This window comes from Dolichospermum sp. DET69, from assembly GCA_017355425.1.
Classification (GTDB): domain Bacteria; phylum Cyanobacteriota; class Cyanobacteriia; order Cyanobacteriales; family Nostocaceae; genus Dolichospermum.
Window position 1 is genome coordinate 2,612,257 of record CP070233.1, and the last position, 16,531, is coordinate 2,628,787.

20 protein-coding genes and 2 pseudogenes are annotated in these 16,531 nt (G+C 36.6%); 4 read left to right on the forward strand and 18 right to left on the reverse strand.

Going from position 1 to position 16,531, the window contains the following annotated elements:
- Nucleotides 1–526 precede the first annotated feature (526 nt).
- A complete protein-coding gene (locus tag EZY12_11955) occupies nucleotides 527–1,375 on the reverse strand; it encodes a hypothetical protein (protein ID QSX70210.1) in 849 nt (282 codons plus the stop codon).
- Nucleotides 1,376–1,763: 388 nt separating this feature from the next.
- Here EZY12_11955 and EZY12_11960 point away from each other — a divergent pair, with 388 nt between their 5' ends.
- Both EZY12_11960 and EZY12_11965 read left to right on the forward strand, forming a co-directional pair.
- On the forward strand, nucleotides 1,764–1,976 hold the full coding sequence (locus EZY12_11960) for a hypothetical protein (GenBank protein QSX70211.1): 213 nt from the start codon (nucleotides 1,764–1,766) through the stop codon (nucleotides 1,974–1,976).
- A 72-nt stretch (nucleotides 1,977–2,048) separates the two neighbouring features.
- Nucleotides 2,049–2,279 (forward strand): hypothetical protein, encoded by a 231-nt coding sequence (locus EZY12_11965; protein QSX70212.1) that lies wholly within the window; start codon nucleotides 2,049–2,051, stop codon nucleotides 2,277–2,279.
- A 349-nt stretch (nucleotides 2,280–2,628) separates the two neighbouring features.
- Here EZY12_11965 and EZY12_11970 read toward each other — a convergent pair whose 3' ends face one another.
- From EZY12_11970 to EZY12_11985, 4 genes are read right to left on the reverse strand one after another with little or no spacing between them, the layout of a single operon-like run.
- Nucleotides 2,629–3,873: a GHKL domain-containing protein gene (locus EZY12_11970; protein ID QSX70213.1), complete on the reverse strand. Its 1,245-nt coding sequence runs from the start codon at nucleotides 3,871–3,873 to the stop codon at nucleotides 2,629–2,631.
- Nucleotides 3,873–4,547 carry a response regulator transcription factor gene (locus EZY12_11975; protein ID QSX70214.1) on the reverse strand — a complete coding sequence of 225 codons (675 nt, stop codon included), beginning with the start codon at nucleotides 4,545–4,547 and terminating at the stop codon, nucleotides 3,873–3,875. Before EZY12_11975 ends, EZY12_11970 begins: the two co-directional genes overlap by 1 nt.
- 29 nt (nucleotides 4,548–4,576) lie before the next feature.
- A complete protein-coding gene (locus EZY12_11980) occupies nucleotides 4,577–5,554 on the reverse strand; it encodes a M28 family peptidase (GenBank protein ID QSX70215.1) in 978 nt (325 codons plus the stop codon).
- Entirely contained in the window at nucleotides 5,551–5,715 is a 165-nt protein-coding gene (locus tag EZY12_11985) for a hypothetical protein (protein ID QSX70216.1), read from the reverse strand. Before EZY12_11985 ends, EZY12_11980 begins: the two co-directional genes overlap by 4 nt.
- Between EZY12_11985 and EZY12_11990 the strand changes: the two genes are divergently transcribed.
- Together EZY12_11990 and EZY12_11995 are read left to right on the forward strand one after the other, a co-directional pair.
- On the forward strand, nucleotides 5,696–6,919 hold the full coding sequence (locus EZY12_11990; GenBank protein ID QSX70217.1) for a sulfite exporter TauE/SafE family protein: 1,224 nt from the start codon (nucleotides 5,696–5,698) through the stop codon (nucleotides 6,917–6,919). The two genes, EZY12_11985 and EZY12_11990, sit on opposite strands and share 20 nt — an antisense overlap.
- Nucleotides 6,894–7,523 carry a hypothetical protein gene (locus EZY12_11995; protein QSX70218.1) on the forward strand — a complete coding sequence of 210 codons (630 nt, stop codon included), beginning with the start codon at nucleotides 6,894–6,896 and terminating at the stop codon, nucleotides 7,521–7,523. The genes EZY12_11990 and EZY12_11995 overlap by 26 nt, the downstream gene beginning before the upstream one ends.
- A 64-nt stretch (nucleotides 7,524–7,587) precedes the next feature.
- Here EZY12_11995 and EZY12_12000 read toward each other — a convergent pair whose 3' ends face one another.
- The 13 genes and pseudogenes from EZY12_12000 to EZY12_12060 form a co-directional block, all read right to left on the reverse strand.
- Complete coding sequence (locus EZY12_12000) at nucleotides 7,588–7,821, reverse strand: carboxypeptidase regulatory-like domain-containing protein (GenBank protein QSX70219.1); 234 nt, start codon at nucleotides 7,819–7,821, stop codon at nucleotides 7,588–7,590.
- An 8-nt stretch (nucleotides 7,822–7,829) separates the two neighbouring features.
- Nucleotides 7,830–7,991, reverse strand: a complete 162-nt coding sequence (locus EZY12_12005; GenBank protein QSX70220.1) for a hypothetical protein — start codon at nucleotides 7,989–7,991, stop codon at nucleotides 7,830–7,832.
- Between the two features lie 179 nt (nucleotides 7,992–8,170).
- Nucleotides 8,171–8,419, reverse strand: a complete 249-nt coding sequence (locus tag EZY12_12010; GenBank protein QSX70221.1) for a hypothetical protein — start codon at nucleotides 8,417–8,419, stop codon at nucleotides 8,171–8,173.
- Between the two features lie 163 nt (nucleotides 8,420–8,582).
- Nucleotides 8,583–8,951 carry a DUF4114 domain-containing protein gene (locus EZY12_12015; protein ID QSX70222.1) on the reverse strand — a complete coding sequence of 123 codons (369 nt, stop codon included), beginning with the start codon at nucleotides 8,949–8,951 and terminating at the stop codon, nucleotides 8,583–8,585.
- A gap of 1,194 nt (nucleotides 8,952–10,145) precedes the next feature.
- Nucleotides 10,146–11,144 carry a UDP-glucose 4-epimerase GalE gene (galE, locus tag EZY12_12020; protein ID QSX70223.1) on the reverse strand — a complete coding sequence of 333 codons (999 nt, stop codon included), beginning with the start codon at nucleotides 11,142–11,144 and terminating at the stop codon, nucleotides 10,146–10,148.
- A gap of 391 nt (nucleotides 11,145–11,535) precedes the next feature.
- Entirely contained in the window at nucleotides 11,536–11,931 is a 396-nt protein-coding gene (locus tag EZY12_12025) for a pentapeptide repeat-containing protein (protein QSX70224.1), read from the reverse strand.
- Nucleotides 11,932–12,465: 534 nt separating this feature from the next.
- Entirely contained in the window at nucleotides 12,466–12,696 is a 231-nt protein-coding gene (locus tag EZY12_12030) for a hypothetical protein (GenBank protein QSX70225.1), read from the reverse strand.
- Nucleotides 12,697–12,843: 147 nt separating this feature from the next.
- Nucleotides 12,844–13,024: pseudogene (locus EZY12_12035) on the reverse strand (DUF2237 family protein).
- Between the two features lie 698 nt (nucleotides 13,025–13,722).
- Nucleotides 13,723–14,373: pseudogene (locus EZY12_12040) on the reverse strand (ATP-binding protein).
- A gap of 118 nt (nucleotides 14,374–14,491) precedes the next feature.
- Nucleotides 14,492–14,632 (reverse strand): hypothetical protein, encoded by a 141-nt coding sequence (locus EZY12_12045; protein QSX70226.1) that lies wholly within the window; start codon nucleotides 14,630–14,632, stop codon nucleotides 14,492–14,494.
- A gap of 5 nt (nucleotides 14,633–14,637) precedes the next feature.
- Nucleotides 14,638–15,177: a DNA-binding protein gene (locus EZY12_12050; protein QSX70227.1), complete on the reverse strand. Its 540-nt coding sequence runs from the start codon at nucleotides 15,175–15,177 to the stop codon at nucleotides 14,638–14,640.
- A 6-nt stretch (nucleotides 15,178–15,183) separates the two neighbouring features.
- Nucleotides 15,184–15,456: a hypothetical protein gene (locus tag EZY12_12055; protein QSX70228.1), complete on the reverse strand. Its 273-nt coding sequence runs from the start codon at nucleotides 15,454–15,456 to the stop codon at nucleotides 15,184–15,186.
- Between the two features lie 600 nt (nucleotides 15,457–16,056).
- A complete protein-coding gene (locus EZY12_12060; protein QSX70229.1) occupies nucleotides 16,057–16,428 on the reverse strand; it encodes a DUF2237 domain-containing protein in 372 nt (123 codons plus the stop codon).
- Nucleotides 16,429–16,531: the final 103 nt, after the last annotated feature.

Consider the following 16,531-nt stretch of genomic DNA (forward strand, 5'->3'; position numbering starts at 1 on the left):
TTAGGGCTTGCTGAATAAAGCAAAAGAGTTGATAGATAAAGGTTTGCAGGGTTTTATAACCAAGCAAGTGCAAGATTATTGACAATAGATGTTTAAAACCCTTGCATTTTCACTCTTCTATAATCGCGTAAATTTGAGGACTAATTGTCCAACCTTCTCTTCCTTCTTCTTCCTCCTCTTTATTCCTCCTGACTCGGTGACTCCTGACTCCTAGTCCTTACGAAAAGACTTATTCAGCAAACCCTATTTATATTTTACACCTTCTCAATAAGAGTTTGGTGGGCATTACCCACCCTACGAAATCATCATGGTATAAGAGGTGAATCTATTCAATTAGACAGAAATGAATTAAATTTAAACTTGACTAGAGATAGAGATAATTATATAAAAATAAAGTTAAATTTATAAATAGAACTAGTCCACATTCTAATGTCTTTAATTATAGCCTCCAGTTATTTTTTAAGCTGGAGGTGATTTTTTTGTCAATTTTTTCTGGCAAAGATTTGAGAAATAAATTTCTATCTCATCATTGAAATACTTTTTCTAAATTATATTGTTCTTTTTGTAATAAAGTGGTTATTTCTATATATTCCTTAAATAAGGAGGCATGATTAAGATTATCTATTAATAAATCAAATTTATATACTTCTTTGGTGTCACCATGAGCTAAGACTAAAGGACGAATAGATAACCAAGTGCGACTTATTTTTTTCGCAGTTTTACTTAACCAGGGTTTATTTCCTGTGGGAATCCAGATTTCTAATTCTCGTTCATAGTAGTTCAACAAAGTAACTTCCACTGGTATTTTTTCTGGGAAATTTTTATTCATTTGAGCTACTACAAAAGTAATTTGATTAGAACTACGCATTGCTATTTGGAAATCTTTATTGGCAATAGCGTTATCTAATAGATAAATTTTAGCAATTAGTTTTTTGAACTGGAGTGTTTTGAATGGAAATGTTGTTTCTAAATCCTTAGTAAAGGTTTGGATTTTTTTGTTCTCAGCTTGGGCTTTTCTCCAATGGTGAACTTTTGCTAATTTATAAATATGTTGACTGGATTGAGATATCTTAGTTAAATCATCTGCACAATGATTTTGATTTTTAGAACTATCAATATTTGGTAATTTTTCCAGGAAAAGGTGATTGACTTGTATTTCTTGCTGTTTCGGTATATTGCTATATGTATAATTATTCTTAATTACTTCCCAATTATGAAAATTATCGCTAGTTTCCATATTATTGTCATGTTGAACCATAATTGCAATTGGCGATCGCACTTCGTTATTAAATATAACTTTTATGAAGCCATAAAATCCTAATATGACTAATAAATGTACAAAAATAATTATTTTTACGAACTTTTTCATCGCCATAGATTAAAGACCAGTATTAACTAAATCGTAAATCATGATTGTCAAGAAGTTGAAAAGATTTCAGCTATAGAGTCTATGGCTTTCAATCAAGTCTCCGCTACTACACAAACAAAATCCAGATGGTGCGTAGACTTGATAGAACAAGCAGCATAGGCGTGTTTGCTCATGCACTTAAGTCACTGATTTGGATACGGAAAGGGACTTTTACTGCTAATTTCCTCATGGGATAGCTATTAGCTAACGCCTGAATGCTGCGGTATAACTATACTTTCTGAATTTTTTAAAATATTTTAAAATCTTTCCGAATTCTTTACTTTTACTTCCTATAGTTAAAAGTAAGCAAGAAAACAACCTTGCACAAAATCAATATTTAAGAAGAGATAAAACAATGAAAAGCACAACTAAAGCAATTTTCAGTCTTGGTTTAATCAGTTTCTTAACTTTGGGTGGAATCTGTCAGAATGCTTTTGCTGCTGAAGCTCAACCTGGTAGTCACCACCATTCAATGATGAAAAAACACACAGTGAGAAGCCACAAACATAGACCAGCTCATGCCAAAAAGCATCGTTCTTCAGTTAAACATACTATGGTTAACAAATAATTCTGTTTCCACTTTTTAGCATTTCAAAATTTATAGTCTTACACAAAATCAACATCAGGAAAGGATAAAACAATGAAAATCACAACTAAAGCAATTTTCAGTCTTGGTTTAATCAGCTTCTTAACTTTGGGTGGAATCTGCCAGAATGCTTTTGCTGGTCAAACTCACACTAGTAATCATCATTCAGTTACGAAAAAAGCTAAACATAAAGCTAAAAAACCAGTTAAAACACCAGTTAAAACACCAGTTAAAACACCAGCAACTACAGCACCAGGAACTACAAAACCAGCACCAAAAAAATAAGTTATTTTCCGGATATTATCCTTTCATTCTCTTAGAGGATGTTTGAAAAGTATCAGAATTAATCGAGATCCCCCCAACCCCCCTTAAAAAGGGGGGCTAAATTCCTCAAAGTCCCCCTTTTTAAGGGGGATTTAGGGGGATCTGCGGGTGTTAGATACCACACGAAAAAGTTTTCAAACAACCTCTTAACTACAGGACTAATATTTAATTTTTAAATATTATGTATGGTGAGAATTACTGGCGATATCATGGTTTTGGTGGGCATTGCCCACCCTACATTACTTAAAGTTTTATCAAGTAATGCAATATTTTATTATATTAATTAGGTTGGGTAATTATTAAACTCAATCTAATTTTTTAGTGAAGTTAATAATAAGCGTGTTGTAAAACAACTACCAAATCCTAATTCACTCTTGACAGTAATTAATCCACCATGTTTTCTGGCAATGGCTTGAGCAATAGCTAAACCCAAACCCGAACCCCCACAATTATAACTGCGAGATTCATCGGCTCGCCAAAATCTATCAAAAACTTTTTCCAAATTATCTGGAGAAATTCCTACACCTGTATCTTTTATACTGACGTAGACATGAGAACCTAGACTACGAGTTGTAATTTCAATTGTACCTGCTAAATAAGTATAGTTAATAGCATTTTCTAGCAAATTAGTAAATAATCTTTTTAATTGTTCACAATCACCAAGTACATATAAATTTTGATCTAATTGTAATTTGATCTGAATTTGTTTAGTCTCAGCTTGAGGTTTATATAATTTATATAAGTTATCTAAAATTTCTATTAAATTAACAGGATTTGGCTCTTCATTGGGGATGATATCAGTCCGCGCTAAAAGTAATAAATCTTCGGTTAAACTAGACATTTGTTTAGTCGCGCTGAGAATAGCTTGAAATTTTTCTAAATCTGTTTCTCGAATTGCTTCTGGATATTTAATTGCTACTGAAGCATTACTTTTAATTGCCATTAATGGACCTCTGAGTTCATGAGAAGCATCAGCAGTAAATTGTTGAAGTTTTCGTAAACTTTCTTCGATTGGTTGCATAGATTGACGAATTAACCATACTCCACCAATACCGCTAATTAGGAGAGCAAAACAAATTCCTCCTTCTAAACCCCAGTCAAGTTTATTTAAAGTTTGATTGAGATATTCTAGTGATTCACTAGCTCTTACATATCCAATTAGTTTACCATCTTCACTCCCAATTATTGGTAATGTAATAGCAATAATGGGATTTTTACCTGATTGAATTTGTTTTTTCACATGAGGATAAAGAGGTAAATTTGCCAAATTTTCACCTTGTTGTTGCAGAAAATTGCCGTCTTTGTTAAACCATTGTAAACCTTGATGTCTATTGGTAATATCTTGAATAGGAAAATCATTATCTAATTTAATTTTACCATTAGTGTATTCTGAATTAGCAGCAGCAAGTTCTCCTAAATCAATTAACTTTTCGGTAATTTCTTGTTCAAGACTTTGAGTTACAAAAATTCTGACTGCTGATGTAAATACTCCTAATACTGAACCAACTACTAATAAATAAGATAATAATAAGCGATACTTAATTATCCACAACATTAGTTATTCCCTAAACGATATCCGACACCATAAACAGTTTCAATAATTTTTTCAGATGCCCCAACAGCTTTTAATTTTTTACGTAAATTATTAATATGGGTTTTGACAGTATCTTCACCAGAAATTTTATCAAATTCCCATAATTTATCTAAAATAGATGTGCGAGTTAAGACTTGCTGGGGATTTTTCATAAAATACTCTAAAATCATATATTCCTTAGGTGTTAATAACAGAGTTTTATCTTGATAGCTAATATGAAAACTACCAGGATCTAGTTGTAAGTTACCATAAACTAATATGGATGGACGAACTTCTAAATTCCTCCGAGATAAAGCGCGAACACGGGCTGTTAATTCTTCTAAATCAAATGGTTTAATTAAATAATCATCAGCCCCTGCATCTAATCCAATTACTTTGTCTGCTGTAGTATCTCTGGCTGTGAGCATTAAAATTAGGGCATTATATTTAATAGATCGTAAGCGTTTACATAAACTAATTCCATCTAACTTTGGCAGCATTAGGTCTAATAAAATTATGTCATATTGTGTTGATTGACTATATTCCCAACCTTCAATTCCATCCTTAGCAATATCTACAACATAACGTTGATGTTTTAAATCTTCTGCTAAGGGTTTGGCAATACGTTCATCATCTTCTACAAGTAAGATTCTCATAATTAATGGCAAGATTAGAACTAAAAAATTTATTTTAACAAAGTAGAAGTAGTATTAATTATAATTTGTGCTGCACCTGTAAAAAATTCCCTTTGAATATTTTTGGGAACATCACTAGGTTGATGATAATGAGGACTACGTAAATTAGCAGTATCCGTTACTAGCACAGCCCCCACTCCTTGATACCAAAATGGGGCATGATCACTGCGGAGGGTATCTGGTGTTAATAAACCTTTGAGGGGAATAGGTATTTTGAGGATCTTGGGGAGGTTCTCGCTAGAGTTGGCAAAAGCTTTTAATAAAGATAAGTTTTCTAGATCACCGACTACGGCTAAAAAATCTCCCTTGTCACCAAGTGGAGTTACAGGCAACCCAGCGGGATATTTTTGACAGCCAGGAATGTAACAAGCATAACCCACCATATCCATAATAATTACGCCTTGGAGATTTTTTAAATGGGCTGGTTGATTAACAAAAGCCTTACTGCCTAAAAGTCCTGCTTCTTCTTGATCAAAAAAAGCTAATTGTAATGTTTTTGGTGTGGAAACAGAACTAAAAAGTCTGGCAATTTCTAATATTACAGCTATACCAGTGGCGTTATCATCTGCACCAGGAGAGGCCGGAACTGTGTCATAATGAGCAGCAACCAGAATTGCCCCAGCGGTTTTGTCTGTTCCTAATCGTTGGGTAAAAATATTCACACCGTCCGTAAATTTTTCTAGCTGAGGTTGCCAACCAAATTTTTGTAGTTCCTTTCTGATATATGTACGGGTACGTAATCGCTCCATTTGTGAATAACGCCGAAAATTCAACTTTTGAACATGAGCAAAAAGTTGCTCACCATCAACCAATAGAGTATTATTCACATTTCTGGGTGGTAACTGAGGTGGAGACAGTTGTACAGGAGTATTTTTAACTATTGGTACAATCTCCGGTTGGTGAAAAAAACCACCTATAGCCATAAAGACTATTATCCCTATCAGCACCCATAGCCATTTTTTGATCATGATTTAACTCGACCTAGAGGTAATACAATATCAAAGCTCCACCAAGTTTGACAGGTTGTCTTTTGACATTGGCGGACATCATGGTAAGAGTTCATAAAGGTATGCTTTCCCAATTGCCAATTCCCAGTTCCCATAATTAATATGCTAGATTTATTACTCATTATGCTTCTTGGGTTTCTGGGCAGTTTTGGCCATTGCTTTGGGATGTGTGGACCTTTAACAGTAGCTTTTTCTCTTTCTCAGCAGGAAAATCCGACTTGGCAACAACAATTAAAATTTCATACCTTGCTCAACTTGGGGCGAATGTTAAGTTACGCTTTAGTTGGTGCTGGTATTGGCGCAATCGGTTCGGTATTAGTAGAAAGTGGACAACTGGCAGGAGTTGGTAGTGATTTGCGGCGCTGGATAGCTATCATTACAGGTATGATGCTGATTTGGTTTGGTTTAGGACAGGTAAAACCAGATTTTTTACCGCATATTCCCTTGTTACACCCCATATTAAAAGGGAATTTACATAACCGTCTCAGTGCGGGGATGATGAAGTTATCTGCACAAACTCAATGGTGGACACCGGCACTTTTAGGTATGACTTGGGGATTAATGCCCTGTGGTTTTTTATATGCGGCTCAAATTAAGGCTGCGGCTACAGGGAATTTGTGGGAAGGTGCAGCGACAATGTTAGCTTTTGGGATGGGGACGCTACCCATTATGCTAGGTGTAGGTGTTTCCACGGCGTTAATTAGTAAAGATCAGCGTAGTCAATTGTTTCGCTTGGGTGGGTGGGTAACTCTGATCATTGGTGCTATTACTCTGTTGCGAACGGGGGATACCATGACAGATTATAGTGGACACGCGTCCCTATTTTGTTTAATTCTCTCATTAATTGCCCGACCTGTGCATAGTTTTTGGTCTGCACCTCTGCGTTACCGTCGGGCTTTGGGAGTGGGGGCTTTTGTTCTCGCGGGGGTGCATACTATCCATCATTTTGAACACGCACTGAATTGGAATTTCACCGCTGTTTGGTTTTTACCGTTAGAATTACAATGGGGAATGGGTGCAGGGGCTTTGGCATTGGTGTTAATGATTCCCGCTGCTTGTACAAGTTTTGATTTTCTGCAAAATTCTTTAGGTAAGCGTTGGCGACAAATTCATCTTTTGACTGTACCCGCTTTGTTATTGAGTGCTATTCATACGGTGATGATTGGTTCTCATTACCTGGGTGCTTTTAGATTAAGTTGGCAAAACCAGTTAGCAGCCGTGTTGCTGGGGATAATTATTTTTGGTGTATTATTAGTGCGCTCACGGTATTTTTGGTTATATTTACATCTAGAAAAATTTTATGTTCCTCCCAATAAGTCGCGGTAAATTGACTCTTTCGACTTCATGTAACAGCAAAATCAGATATCTATTATTATTAATTTTATCTAGTTTGATAGTTACTACAAATACTCAAGTTCTAGCCCACACGGTGAAAATATCCGCAGATGTGGGTGGTACTGTCCATTTAGAACCTAATGATAATCCCCGCGCTGGGGAAGTTACTCAAACTTGGTTTGCCCTGACGCGAAAAGGTGGTAAGGTAATTCCTTTAAAAGATTGTAATTGTCGGTTAGCTATTTATGCTGAACCTCATGTAGCCGGAGAACCAGCCTTAATTGAACCTCGATTAAAGTCTCTTCAGGTTGAACGCTATGAAGGTATACCAGGGGCAGAAGTTACTTTTCCCAAACCAGGAGCTTATCAATTGCAATTGAGTGGTAAACCTGTGACTGAGGGCAGTTTTAAACCTTTTGAGTTAAAGTTTGTTGTCACTGTAGCTACAGGAAAGGCTGTAGATATTTCTCAACCGGGGCAAAATGTCAACGAGAATCAGCAAGGAACAACCATTGGGTTAGCACAACCTTTAATTGGGTTGGGAGTTTTGTTAATTTCTGGAGGTATTGTAGTTTTTTTGAGACAAATTAAGTAAGTTGGCGTTAAAAATTGTCGTTGGCATAAGACAGGGAGCAGGGGAAAAAGGGTTTTAGCATCAATTAAGGATTCGGTAGTTTTAAATTTAATTCTTGCAAAGTAGGAAAATCTGAATTAATTGTCATCCTATTTGGTTCAACGGATTTATTATTAACTTTTAACTCATAAGTTCCTTGTCGCAACTGTTCCAAATAGAAAACACCTGAACTATTTGTAATAGATGCAAATGATGATTTAGTATTATCAATAGCTTCAACCCTAGCGCCAACAATGGGTTTTCCTTCAGCATCTTTCACAGTTCCCGCTAAAGTATAAGAAGCTTATTATTTTTATCTAAAAAAGGTTGAATAAATATACCACCTTCACTGCGTAAACTTTCAGATTGAGAGTCTCCAAATCTTAAATTAGGACTGAAATTAACTACTGAACCAATTTCAAGCCGATAAGAAGTTGTATCTGATGTCATAGAAATTCCGTCATAACGCAAACGCAGAGATAAACCGGGAATGAAAAAAGTAGAAACAGAAGCTAATAAACCACTACCTTGAGAACCGATACCATAACCAAGATCAAAATCCCAGAGACGAAGTTGATTAATATAGGGTGATTGATATTTCCATTTTAATGTTAATAAACTATTACTACTTATTGAAGTGCGGAATGTGGGTTAGAAGTGTAGGTGGTACGGAGAATAGGATGACGCGCAATAATTTTTTTCCAGGCATGACGCAAAGCTTCAATATCTAATTTTGAGCTAATTCGCACAGTTGTAAAAATATTGTAAGCAACGCTTTCTGGGTCAATTTTGTAAAGAAACCACAGAGATTGCTGACCAGAAGAAAGAGGATAAAAGGCGGAGCTTTGCGGATTATCTAAGAGAGATGTTTCAGTCATAATTTTTTGTTTTTAGAGTATTTCAACTAAAAAAATGCCCAATAATCATGATCTAGAATCAATACTATTGCCAATTTTCCCAAATATGTCTGAAACCCAATAAAATCGTGACGATATCACTAGGGTTTCAGGGTTTTGGCAATAGCATTGAGAATAGAACAAACTAGACGACCGCTCCAAAGGAGAAAACCGCATCATTAAAATCGTAGTCACTTACCCCCACACCCGCAGGTAAATCTTCAAAACCAAAGGTATTATTCCCAAAACTTCTCAAATGAGCCGCACCGTCCGGGTTAGCTACCCCAAAGCTAAAATAGGCTCCGTTGGCTTTGTCTAAGATGCTGCTGTTGAGGATTTCAATCGGCGGTAAGGTACTAAAGTTCCCTGCTTGCCATTCTTGTTGTAAGGTTTGGGCAAGGACGGAGTTGTAGTTTGTGCCGAAGATGCTATTAAGAATTGTCCAATACTCCGGGGATTGGGCAACGGTGTTGAGTTGGTTGTAGGCGAGGTTGAGGGCAAGCTGGAGGTTCATATTCATATAAGTTAGGGTCACTTAGGTAGCAATGGATTATTAGGTATGCAATAGGACTTACGCACTGACAGAATCAACCAAATATAGAACAGTACCGTTATCAGCAATACTAGTGGCATGGTCAAGACCATGCCACTAGTGTGAGTAATATTTAAGACTGCTGGTTTAGGGTCATCACCTGCCAAATTTGCGTTAAGAGAACTCCATAGAATGATTGATCCTGTTTTAATATCATTCTCCTCAAGCTTATTGCCGCGAAAGTAGGGGTAATTCATGAATTACCCCTACGCTATTGGATAATGTTTTTTATGGAGTTATCTAAGAGTCTTCTGAATAGAACCAGAACTGGTGCTGTTAATCCTGAAGACAGATGGTATCGTACCTATCAATACTATTGCCAAATTACGAGGGTGAGATGATAATGCTTTAACCATGAACTCCCGTTTCTCACTCTTGCTTGGCAAAAACAATCAGCCTTAAAAATTCCTTAAAGGTTTCCGACAAGGATTTTTTAAATGTATTGACGGGGTAGATAAGGGTTTTAGATTCTAAATTACCTTTTCCTCAAAACGCTTATGTATGCTTATTTTTGCCGTTTTTGCCAAAAATTATCAAGGCTCTTATTTTGGCAACAGTATTGAGAGACGGGAGTTCCTCAACAAATTGAGAAAGTTCAAAAAGCAATTCAAAAACAATAACCCCCCAAGGGGAAGTCTTGTAGGTTGACGGAGTGCGGGAGCGAAATCCCCCTGAAAAGAAGGATTTAGGGCAATATTTGTCGGTTAAGGAAATGTAGGTTGGGTTGAGCGAAACCCAACAAAATCCTTGATAATCTTGGGTTATGGCTAATGCCTCTGGCTCCCGCAGGGATACGCCACGCTACGCTATCAGCAAACCCTAAATAAACCCCTCTCCAAACCTCTCCCCGAAGCGGGGAGAGGCTTTGACTCCCCCTTCCCTGGTAGGGAAGGGGGTTGGGGGGTTAGGTTTCTGGAGATTATCTGTTTCATCTAATACTTTTCAAATAACCTCTTAGGGAACACCAAAAAATAAATTACCCAATTTTGTGGGATGGGCATCTTGCCCGTCCTTGATGATTAGCGGGCTTTTCGGCCCGCACTACAAGAAATTTTTGGGTATTTTTTTAATTGGAAGTCCCTTAATTTTGACTTCCGCTCTGCGGTACTAGGGTTTTTATTTATGCCTTTGTTGATGCCATTGCCAAGCGTGAGAGACGATATCTTTAATACCTGGATATTGGGGTTGCCAATTTAAGATTTTTCTGGCTTTTTCACTTGTACCAATTAAGGCTGGAGGATCTCCAGGACGGCGATCGCATTCTTCTACTTTTATGACCATACCTGTTACCTCTTCAGCCGCAGCAATGACTTCTCGGACTGAGAAACCGTTACCATTCCCTAAGTTAAAAACGTCACTATCTCCACCATTCAATAAATATTCTAAACCCAAAATATGGGCATCTGCTAAATCATTTACATGAATATAATCCCGAATACAAGTACCATCAGGAGTAGGATAATCAGTACCAAAAATACTAATAGCTTCTCTTTGACCTAACGCTGTTTGTAAGACTAAAGGGATTAAATGGGTTTCGGGATGATGATCTTCTCCTAGTAATCCTTCTGGGTTAGCACCAGCAGCATTAAAGTAGCGGAAACGCACTGATTTAAAATTGTATGCCACATCAAAATCAGTTAATATCCTTTCTACCATTAATTTAGTTGCACCATAGGGATTAATGGGATTTTGGGGATGATCTTCTGTAATCGGAATAAAATTTGGGACACCATAGGTAGCACAGGTGGAAGAAAAGACAAAATTCTTAATAGAAGCTGTCAACATTGACTCTAGTAGTGTCAGTGTTCCTAAAACATTATTACGGTAATACTTGGCTGGATCAGTTACGGATTCGCCTACATAAGCATAGGCGGAAAAGTGCATAACTGCGGCAAAATGGCGACTCTGAAAAAGATTATCTAATAAAGTGCGATCGCTCGTATCCCCTTCTATCAATTCTACCTGTAAAACCTCTTCTACCAAATCCCGATGTCCATATACCAAATTATCCAGGATTACCACCTCATAACCAGCTTGCTTGAGTGCTAACACCGTATGAGAACCAATATATCCTGCTCCCCCTGTTACCAAAATACTAGGCTTTTCCGCTGACATAGTTTCTCCTTGATAGTTATTTTATTGATCTAATTTAGCTTAATACCATTTCTATATGAAGATACATCTATGAGATTTTTGTAAAGTTGCACTTTAGATTTCAATACTTTTTAGTTAGAGGATGTTTTAAAAGTTTTCAAGGTATAAATTAACCCCTCTTGTAAACCTCTCCCCGAAGCGGGGAGAGGCTTTGAAACCCCCCTTCCCTCGTAGGGAAGGGGGGCAGGGGGGTTAGGTTTTTGGAGATTATTGGTTTTATTTAATACTTTTCAAACACCCTCTTAAGGAGTGTAGAGATGTTCCATGGAACGTCTCTACAAGGGTTTTAGGTTCACGAATTTAGTATTGCATTAAATTTCACTAAAGTATGCTCATATAGCCGCCCCAGTATCTATACTAATTGCTTACTCATATTTACACCTGCTGCAATAGCGTCAAAATTTGGGGGAAAATGGGTATTAGGATCGCAATCTGCTTTTTCCAACTGCGTTCCCTGTAAATTAGCTTGACGCAAATTCGCAGAAAATAGCATTGCACCGCGCAAATCTGCATCTTGTAAATTAGCTTCACTTAAATCAGCATAACTCAAATCACATCCTCGCAGATTTGCCCCACGTAGGTTAGCCGTACTTAAATCAGCATAACTGAAATTAGAGCCTTTCAAGTCCAAGTTTTGTAAATTAGCCTCTGCTAATTCTGCTTTTTCAAAGTCTCGTTTTCCGACTGAATATTCTTCTATAATCCTAGCAGCACTATTAATTGACTGTTGAAAATTCAATTTAGGCATAAAACAGCCTCACAATTTATCTCAAGTTTTTACAGAGTCTTCACACTACCCACACTGATCATATAACTAATAAGCTAGAAAATAAATACCCTGTTTACATAAGTTTGCATTTCACTTTTTTATGTTTATTGATAAATTTCTCCCATTTTTCCGCTATTTATCAAGTTAATGATAAATTATGGTTCTACTGCAAGAGCCGTAAAAATCAAACTGTGACGTACTGCCTTATGGTTACGAATGAGGATTCAGACCGGGAATAAAACTTAATTCCTAATTTTGTGGTATTTGATCAAATTCAATTTTGCCATAGTCTAGTTTAATAATTCTATCGGCTAAATGAAAATAATGATCATCATGGCTAATTACTAAGATAGTTTTTCCCTGTGATTTCAATTCTGGCAACAATTGAGTATAGAATATATGTTCGCAGAGATTAAGAAATAAACAGCAAGAATCACTATACAATATTTTCCTGTATATATATCAAAAGAAACATTGTATAGTGATACAGTTTACTCAGGGGGCTTACAATCTTCAACCAATGGGCAATTTTATATCTAATCCTGCAATATTTAAGGATTCTTGCAAGTCAAAAAGATTAAAATTGAATGCCTCTAAAAAACCATTTATTGCTGGGTTTAGAGGAATATAACTGGGTAAAGGATTTGTTATGCCAGGTGTAGTCACACCACCTACTATATTTTCTTGTTGTTCAATAGCTATATCTGTGAATACAGTTATATCTGTGATTAATATATTAGACATTGTGGAAATATCCTTAACTTTGATTAGTCCCGCTAAATTTCACGGTTAATTTAAATAGTAGAAAAACTAATCACAGCAAGTCAATAGGATAAGCAACTACAAACAACACAATTTTATACAATATAGCAACAGATTAGTCCCATTTGTTTAATTACGAATTACTCGATGTTTTTGCAAATCTACTAAATTAGAAACTTCTAATGCTCTAGCATGGGTAGCTTCTAAAACTACGTTCGGTGCAAACCCCATCTTCTAGGGCTTCTTGCCATCTTGCAGCGCATAAACACCAACAATCACCGGGTTTTAAACCGGGAAAACTAAAATGAGGTACAGCACTTTGCGCGACTGAGACAGGTTTCATCTTGATTTTTCAAATTATTCCTTTAATTATTGTATTTAACTGTTACGCAAAGTGCTGTAATCATGAAGATATAACCGGAAACTGTGATGATATAATTGATATTTAGTTTCTTTATTTGTGTGTATTTCTTGCAGAAATTCTAACCAAGTTTCCATAATTTCGGCTACATCAAAAACATCAGCTTTGATAATTTGACTAATAGCTACCGTTGACATCGCTGGAGTTTCTTCAGCAGTTAAAACCCGCAATATATCCATCGCAACATCAGAGAAACCCTGACCTTGCATCTTTTGCCAATGTTGTTGATAATAGGTTTCTAAATCTGGGGGAATTTGCTCAAAATCATTTGCAGAATAAAAACCATTAGCCATAGCTTTTAAAACTTGCTGCACATACATGAAATTATCTTCATTTTCCTTAAACCTCTCCCCCAACCCCTCTCCTGCGAGGAGAGGGGAGTTAGAAAATTCTTGTTCCCCCCTTCCCTCGTAGGGAAGGGGGGTTAGGGGGGTTAGGTTTATCTGAATATATGCTTTAATATCTTCATTTTCAGCAAGCAGATTTGACCTCTCCCCCAACCCCTCTCCTGCGAGGAGAGGGGAGTTAGAAAATTCTTGTTCCCCCCTTCCCTCGTAGGGAAGGGGGGTTAGGGGGGTTAGGTTTATCTGAATATATGCTTTAATATCCTCCCGATTTTCCACCGGATAATCTGCTAAATCTAAAATCTGTGAAGGTGCTTCAATTAACAAACCAGAATGAGATTTTTGATAGGGACGACGAGCGAAAATAAAATAAATTTGATCGGGTAAATATCGCGGTAGATAAAATAAATTCGTGCCTACAGCTTGACTATTTATATCAATTCCATCCAAACCATCAATAACAATAATTATTTTCTGATCTGGTAAATTCTCGCTGACTTGTTGCAATAAATTAGAAAATAACCAACTTCCCTCATTTGCATTGATAAATCCTGTCTCTGTCATCGTTTGCGGGGAGGGTTGGGGAGGGGTGCTAGATAAATTCTCTAACAATAAATTTAACTGTGTACAAACCTCTGGAAAAAATGCCTCAACTCGATTTTTACCGGACATTTGGGCATTGTAATAAATAGTATGGGGATTTTGGCGCACAAATTGGGCAAGAATGGCACTTTTACCGCTACCGGGAACACCCACAATGGTAAAATAACCCTTGGGGTAACGGTGGAGAAAATTATTAATTGCAGTGAAGACAAAATCACGACCAACAAAATTTTCTGTTTTGCTGAGGATGATTGATTGTAATTCTGGGGAAGAGAAAGATAAGGTATTCATTTTCACTTTCCTTGCAGACGCAGAAAATGTAACCTTCCTGATTCTTCTCCTGCTACGATTGTGACACCATCGGGAGCAACTGCACAGCATAATATAGGACTTTCTCCTGTGAAAGTTGCTATTTCTTCACCTGTTCCCAAATCCCATATTTTGATAGTAGAGTTAACTTTTTTCTTCCTATTGCTAAATTCCAGATTTTGATAGTCTTGTCAAGTGAACCAGAAATCACGGTTTTTCCATCGGGTGTCAGTATTTTCATAGATATTACATATTGTTAGAAAAAACGAGTTCTTGGAATTGTTTTTGCATCTCATGATCTAACTTTTTGGACTCTTTGATAAAATTTAAATTCCTCGTGGTTTTAGCAATTTCTAACAGAGATTGATCAATATTATAATCCTTAGACTCAATCAACCAAGTAAGAATTTCAAAAAGATGCCAGACCAATTGCGATCCTTCGTAAACAGTTAAAGGAAGGTTTGAATTACTTTTTGATAGTAATTTTTGGATATTTTGTCTCGAACATCCTATAAGTTTTGCAACATCCGTTATACCAACAAAATCAGGTGAAGCTTCTATAAATTCTGCTTGTGGAATTGCTTTTCTTACATCTTTTATTGCACTGGACATCGCCTCACACGCAGATGATGCCTCACGAATAAAATCAAGTCCAATAAAACCTTTCATACCAATACCAATAATTGCATCATCACAGCCTGATTCATAAAGGACTTCAATGTACATATCAGGATCAGTAACAGGGTTGGGAAGTTTGAATTTTAGAGTGAATTCATATTCTTGCATTTTGCATTATCCTTCATTAGAAGTAGTCGGTTGTTTTTCCTCTAAACGAATACACTTATCAACTACTTTCCGAATTAGTTTTGCGTGATTAGTAGGATTTCTAGGTGTACTCCAAATACTATTGATACAAAATTGTCCACATCTGCATTCAGAATCATTGTAAGGGCAATAAATTTTACCCCAAGCGTGAGAACCTCCTACTTCTACAGACCAGCCTTTCGTAACCGCATACTCCAATGCAGCTTGTATTTCTTTATTAGGATGTTGTTTATTTGCCATTATTCTAGACACCTATAATCTTAGTCTGTAAAAAGTAGGTTGTCAACTGACAACTTACTTTAATTGTTTTATTTAACAATACCTTATAGCGGTATGCACTTGAGTGGGCGTAGAGAGCGGGTGGGGAATACCGAAAAATAGAGGAGATAAGCAAGAAAGTTAGATAACCTAAGCGATCAGGGCTATTTCATTAATGCAAAAGGAAACAGGTGATTTTCAAGTAATTCGTTAATTATAGGTAAAATTTATGACCATCACAGAAGGCTTCTAGAGGTGATTATTTAAGGCACAGGGATAGCATCAATCATAAAATAGCAAAAGCTCTATATGAGATGAAAATGCCTGAATCAATTGAATTACCTGGATTACAAGCCCTGTAGGGCTTAATTAAATCTTGCGGGTTAAAAATGAGCGAACGGACAGTGAAATAGCCCTGGTATCAGCAATTTTAACATTATTTGATGTGGGTATTCTTTCTAGGTTAATAATTTTTAAATCTACAAATGAGTACAACACCATTAATCAAGTTTAGTGTGCGTTACGCCTTTGCCTAACACACCCTACAAATACTATATTTACTAATAATTATTAACCATTTTCCTAATTACGAATTACCCGATGTTTTTGCAAATCTGCTAAATTACAAACTTCCAAAGCCCTAGCATGAGTAGCTTCTAAAACTACAGGAGGTGCAACACCATCTTCTAGGGCTTCTTGCCATCTTGCAGCGCATAAACACCAACAATCACCAGGTTTTAAACCAGGAAAGCTAAAATAAGGTGCTGGTGTACTCAAATCATTGCCTTGGGATCTAGTATATTGCAAAAATTCCTCTGTCACTTGAGCGCAAACAACGTGCATTCCCGTATCTTGTCCACCGGTGCTACAAAATCCGTCACGGTAAAAGCCAGTCATGGGAGAAGTGCAGCAAATTTCTAATTTTGTTCCCAGTACGTTTTTAGGTTCTGTCATGATTAATTCCTCACAATTCTAATTTATTACGGAAAAACGAACCACAGAGGCACAGAGTTCACAGAGAAAAGAGGGTTTGAGAGATATTTTGGGTAAGTCCTGA

What these genes read in the sequence shown, in the direction of transcription:
- EZY12_12055 (QSX70228.1), bottom strand. Translation starts at nt 15,456, where the DNA reads ATGGCAAATAAACAACATCCTAATAAAGAAATACAAGCTGCATTGGAG.
- EZY12_11990 (QSX70217.1), top strand. Translation starts at nt 5,696, where the DNA reads ATGCTAGATTTATTACTCATTATGCTTCTTGGGTTTCTGGGCAGTTTT.
- EZY12_12045 (QSX70226.1), bottom strand. Translation starts at nt 14,632, where the DNA reads ATGAAAATACTGACACCCGATGGAAAAACCGTGATTTCTGGTTCACTT.
- EZY12_11965 (QSX70212.1), top strand. Translation starts at nt 2,049, where the DNA reads ATGAAAATCACAACTAAAGCAATTTTCAGTCTTGGTTTAATCAGCTTC.
- EZY12_11955 (QSX70210.1), bottom strand. Translation starts at nt 1,375, where the DNA reads ATGGCGATGAAAAAGTTCGTAAAAATAATTATTTTTGTACATTTATTA.
- EZY12_11960 (QSX70211.1), top strand. Translation starts at nt 1,764, where the DNA reads ATGAAAAGCACAACTAAAGCAATTTTCAGTCTTGGTTTAATCAGTTTC.
- EZY12_12010 (QSX70221.1), bottom strand. Translation starts at nt 8,419, where the DNA reads ATGACTGAAACATCTCTCTTAGATAATCCGCAAAGCTCCGCCTTTTAT.
- galE (QSX70223.1), bottom strand. Translation starts at nt 11,144, where the DNA reads ATGTCAGCGGAAAAGCCTAGTATTTTGGTAACAGGGGGAGCAGGATAT.
- EZY12_12015 (QSX70222.1), bottom strand. Translation starts at nt 8,951, where the DNA reads ATGAACCTCCAGCTTGCCCTCAACCTCGCCTACAACCAACTCAACACC.
- EZY12_11985 (QSX70216.1), bottom strand. Translation starts at nt 5,715, where the DNA reads ATGAGTAATAAATCTAGCATATTAATTATGGGAACTGGGAATTGGCAA.
- EZY12_12025 (QSX70224.1), bottom strand. Translation starts at nt 11,931, where the DNA reads ATGCCTAAATTGAATTTTCAACAGTCAATTAATAGTGCTGCTAGGATT.
- EZY12_12005 (QSX70220.1), bottom strand. Translation starts at nt 7,991, where the DNA reads ATGACATCAGATACAACTTCTTATCGGCTTGAAATTGGTTCAGTAGTT.
- EZY12_12030 (QSX70225.1), bottom strand. Translation starts at nt 12,696, where the DNA reads ATGTCTAATATATTAATCACAGATATAACTGTATTCACAGATATAGCT.
- EZY12_12050 (QSX70227.1), bottom strand. Translation starts at nt 15,177, where the DNA reads ATGCAAGAATATGAATTCACTCTAAAATTCAAACTTCCCAACCCTGTT.
- EZY12_11995 (QSX70218.1), top strand. Translation starts at nt 6,894, where the DNA reads ATGTTCCTCCCAATAAGTCGCGGTAAATTGACTCTTTCGACTTCATGT.
- EZY12_12060 (QSX70229.1), bottom strand. Translation starts at nt 16,428, where the DNA reads ATGACAGAACCTAAAAACGTACTGGGAACAAAATTAGAAATTTGCTGC.
- EZY12_11970 (QSX70213.1), bottom strand. Translation starts at nt 3,873, where the DNA reads ATGTTGTGGATAATTAAGTATCGCTTATTATTATCTTATTTATTAGTA.
- EZY12_11975 (QSX70214.1), bottom strand. Translation starts at nt 4,547, where the DNA reads ATGAGAATCTTACTTGTAGAAGATGATGAACGTATTGCCAAACCCTTA.
- EZY12_11980 (QSX70215.1), bottom strand. Translation starts at nt 5,554, where the DNA reads ATGATCAAAAAATGGCTATGGGTGCTGATAGGGATAATAGTCTTTATG.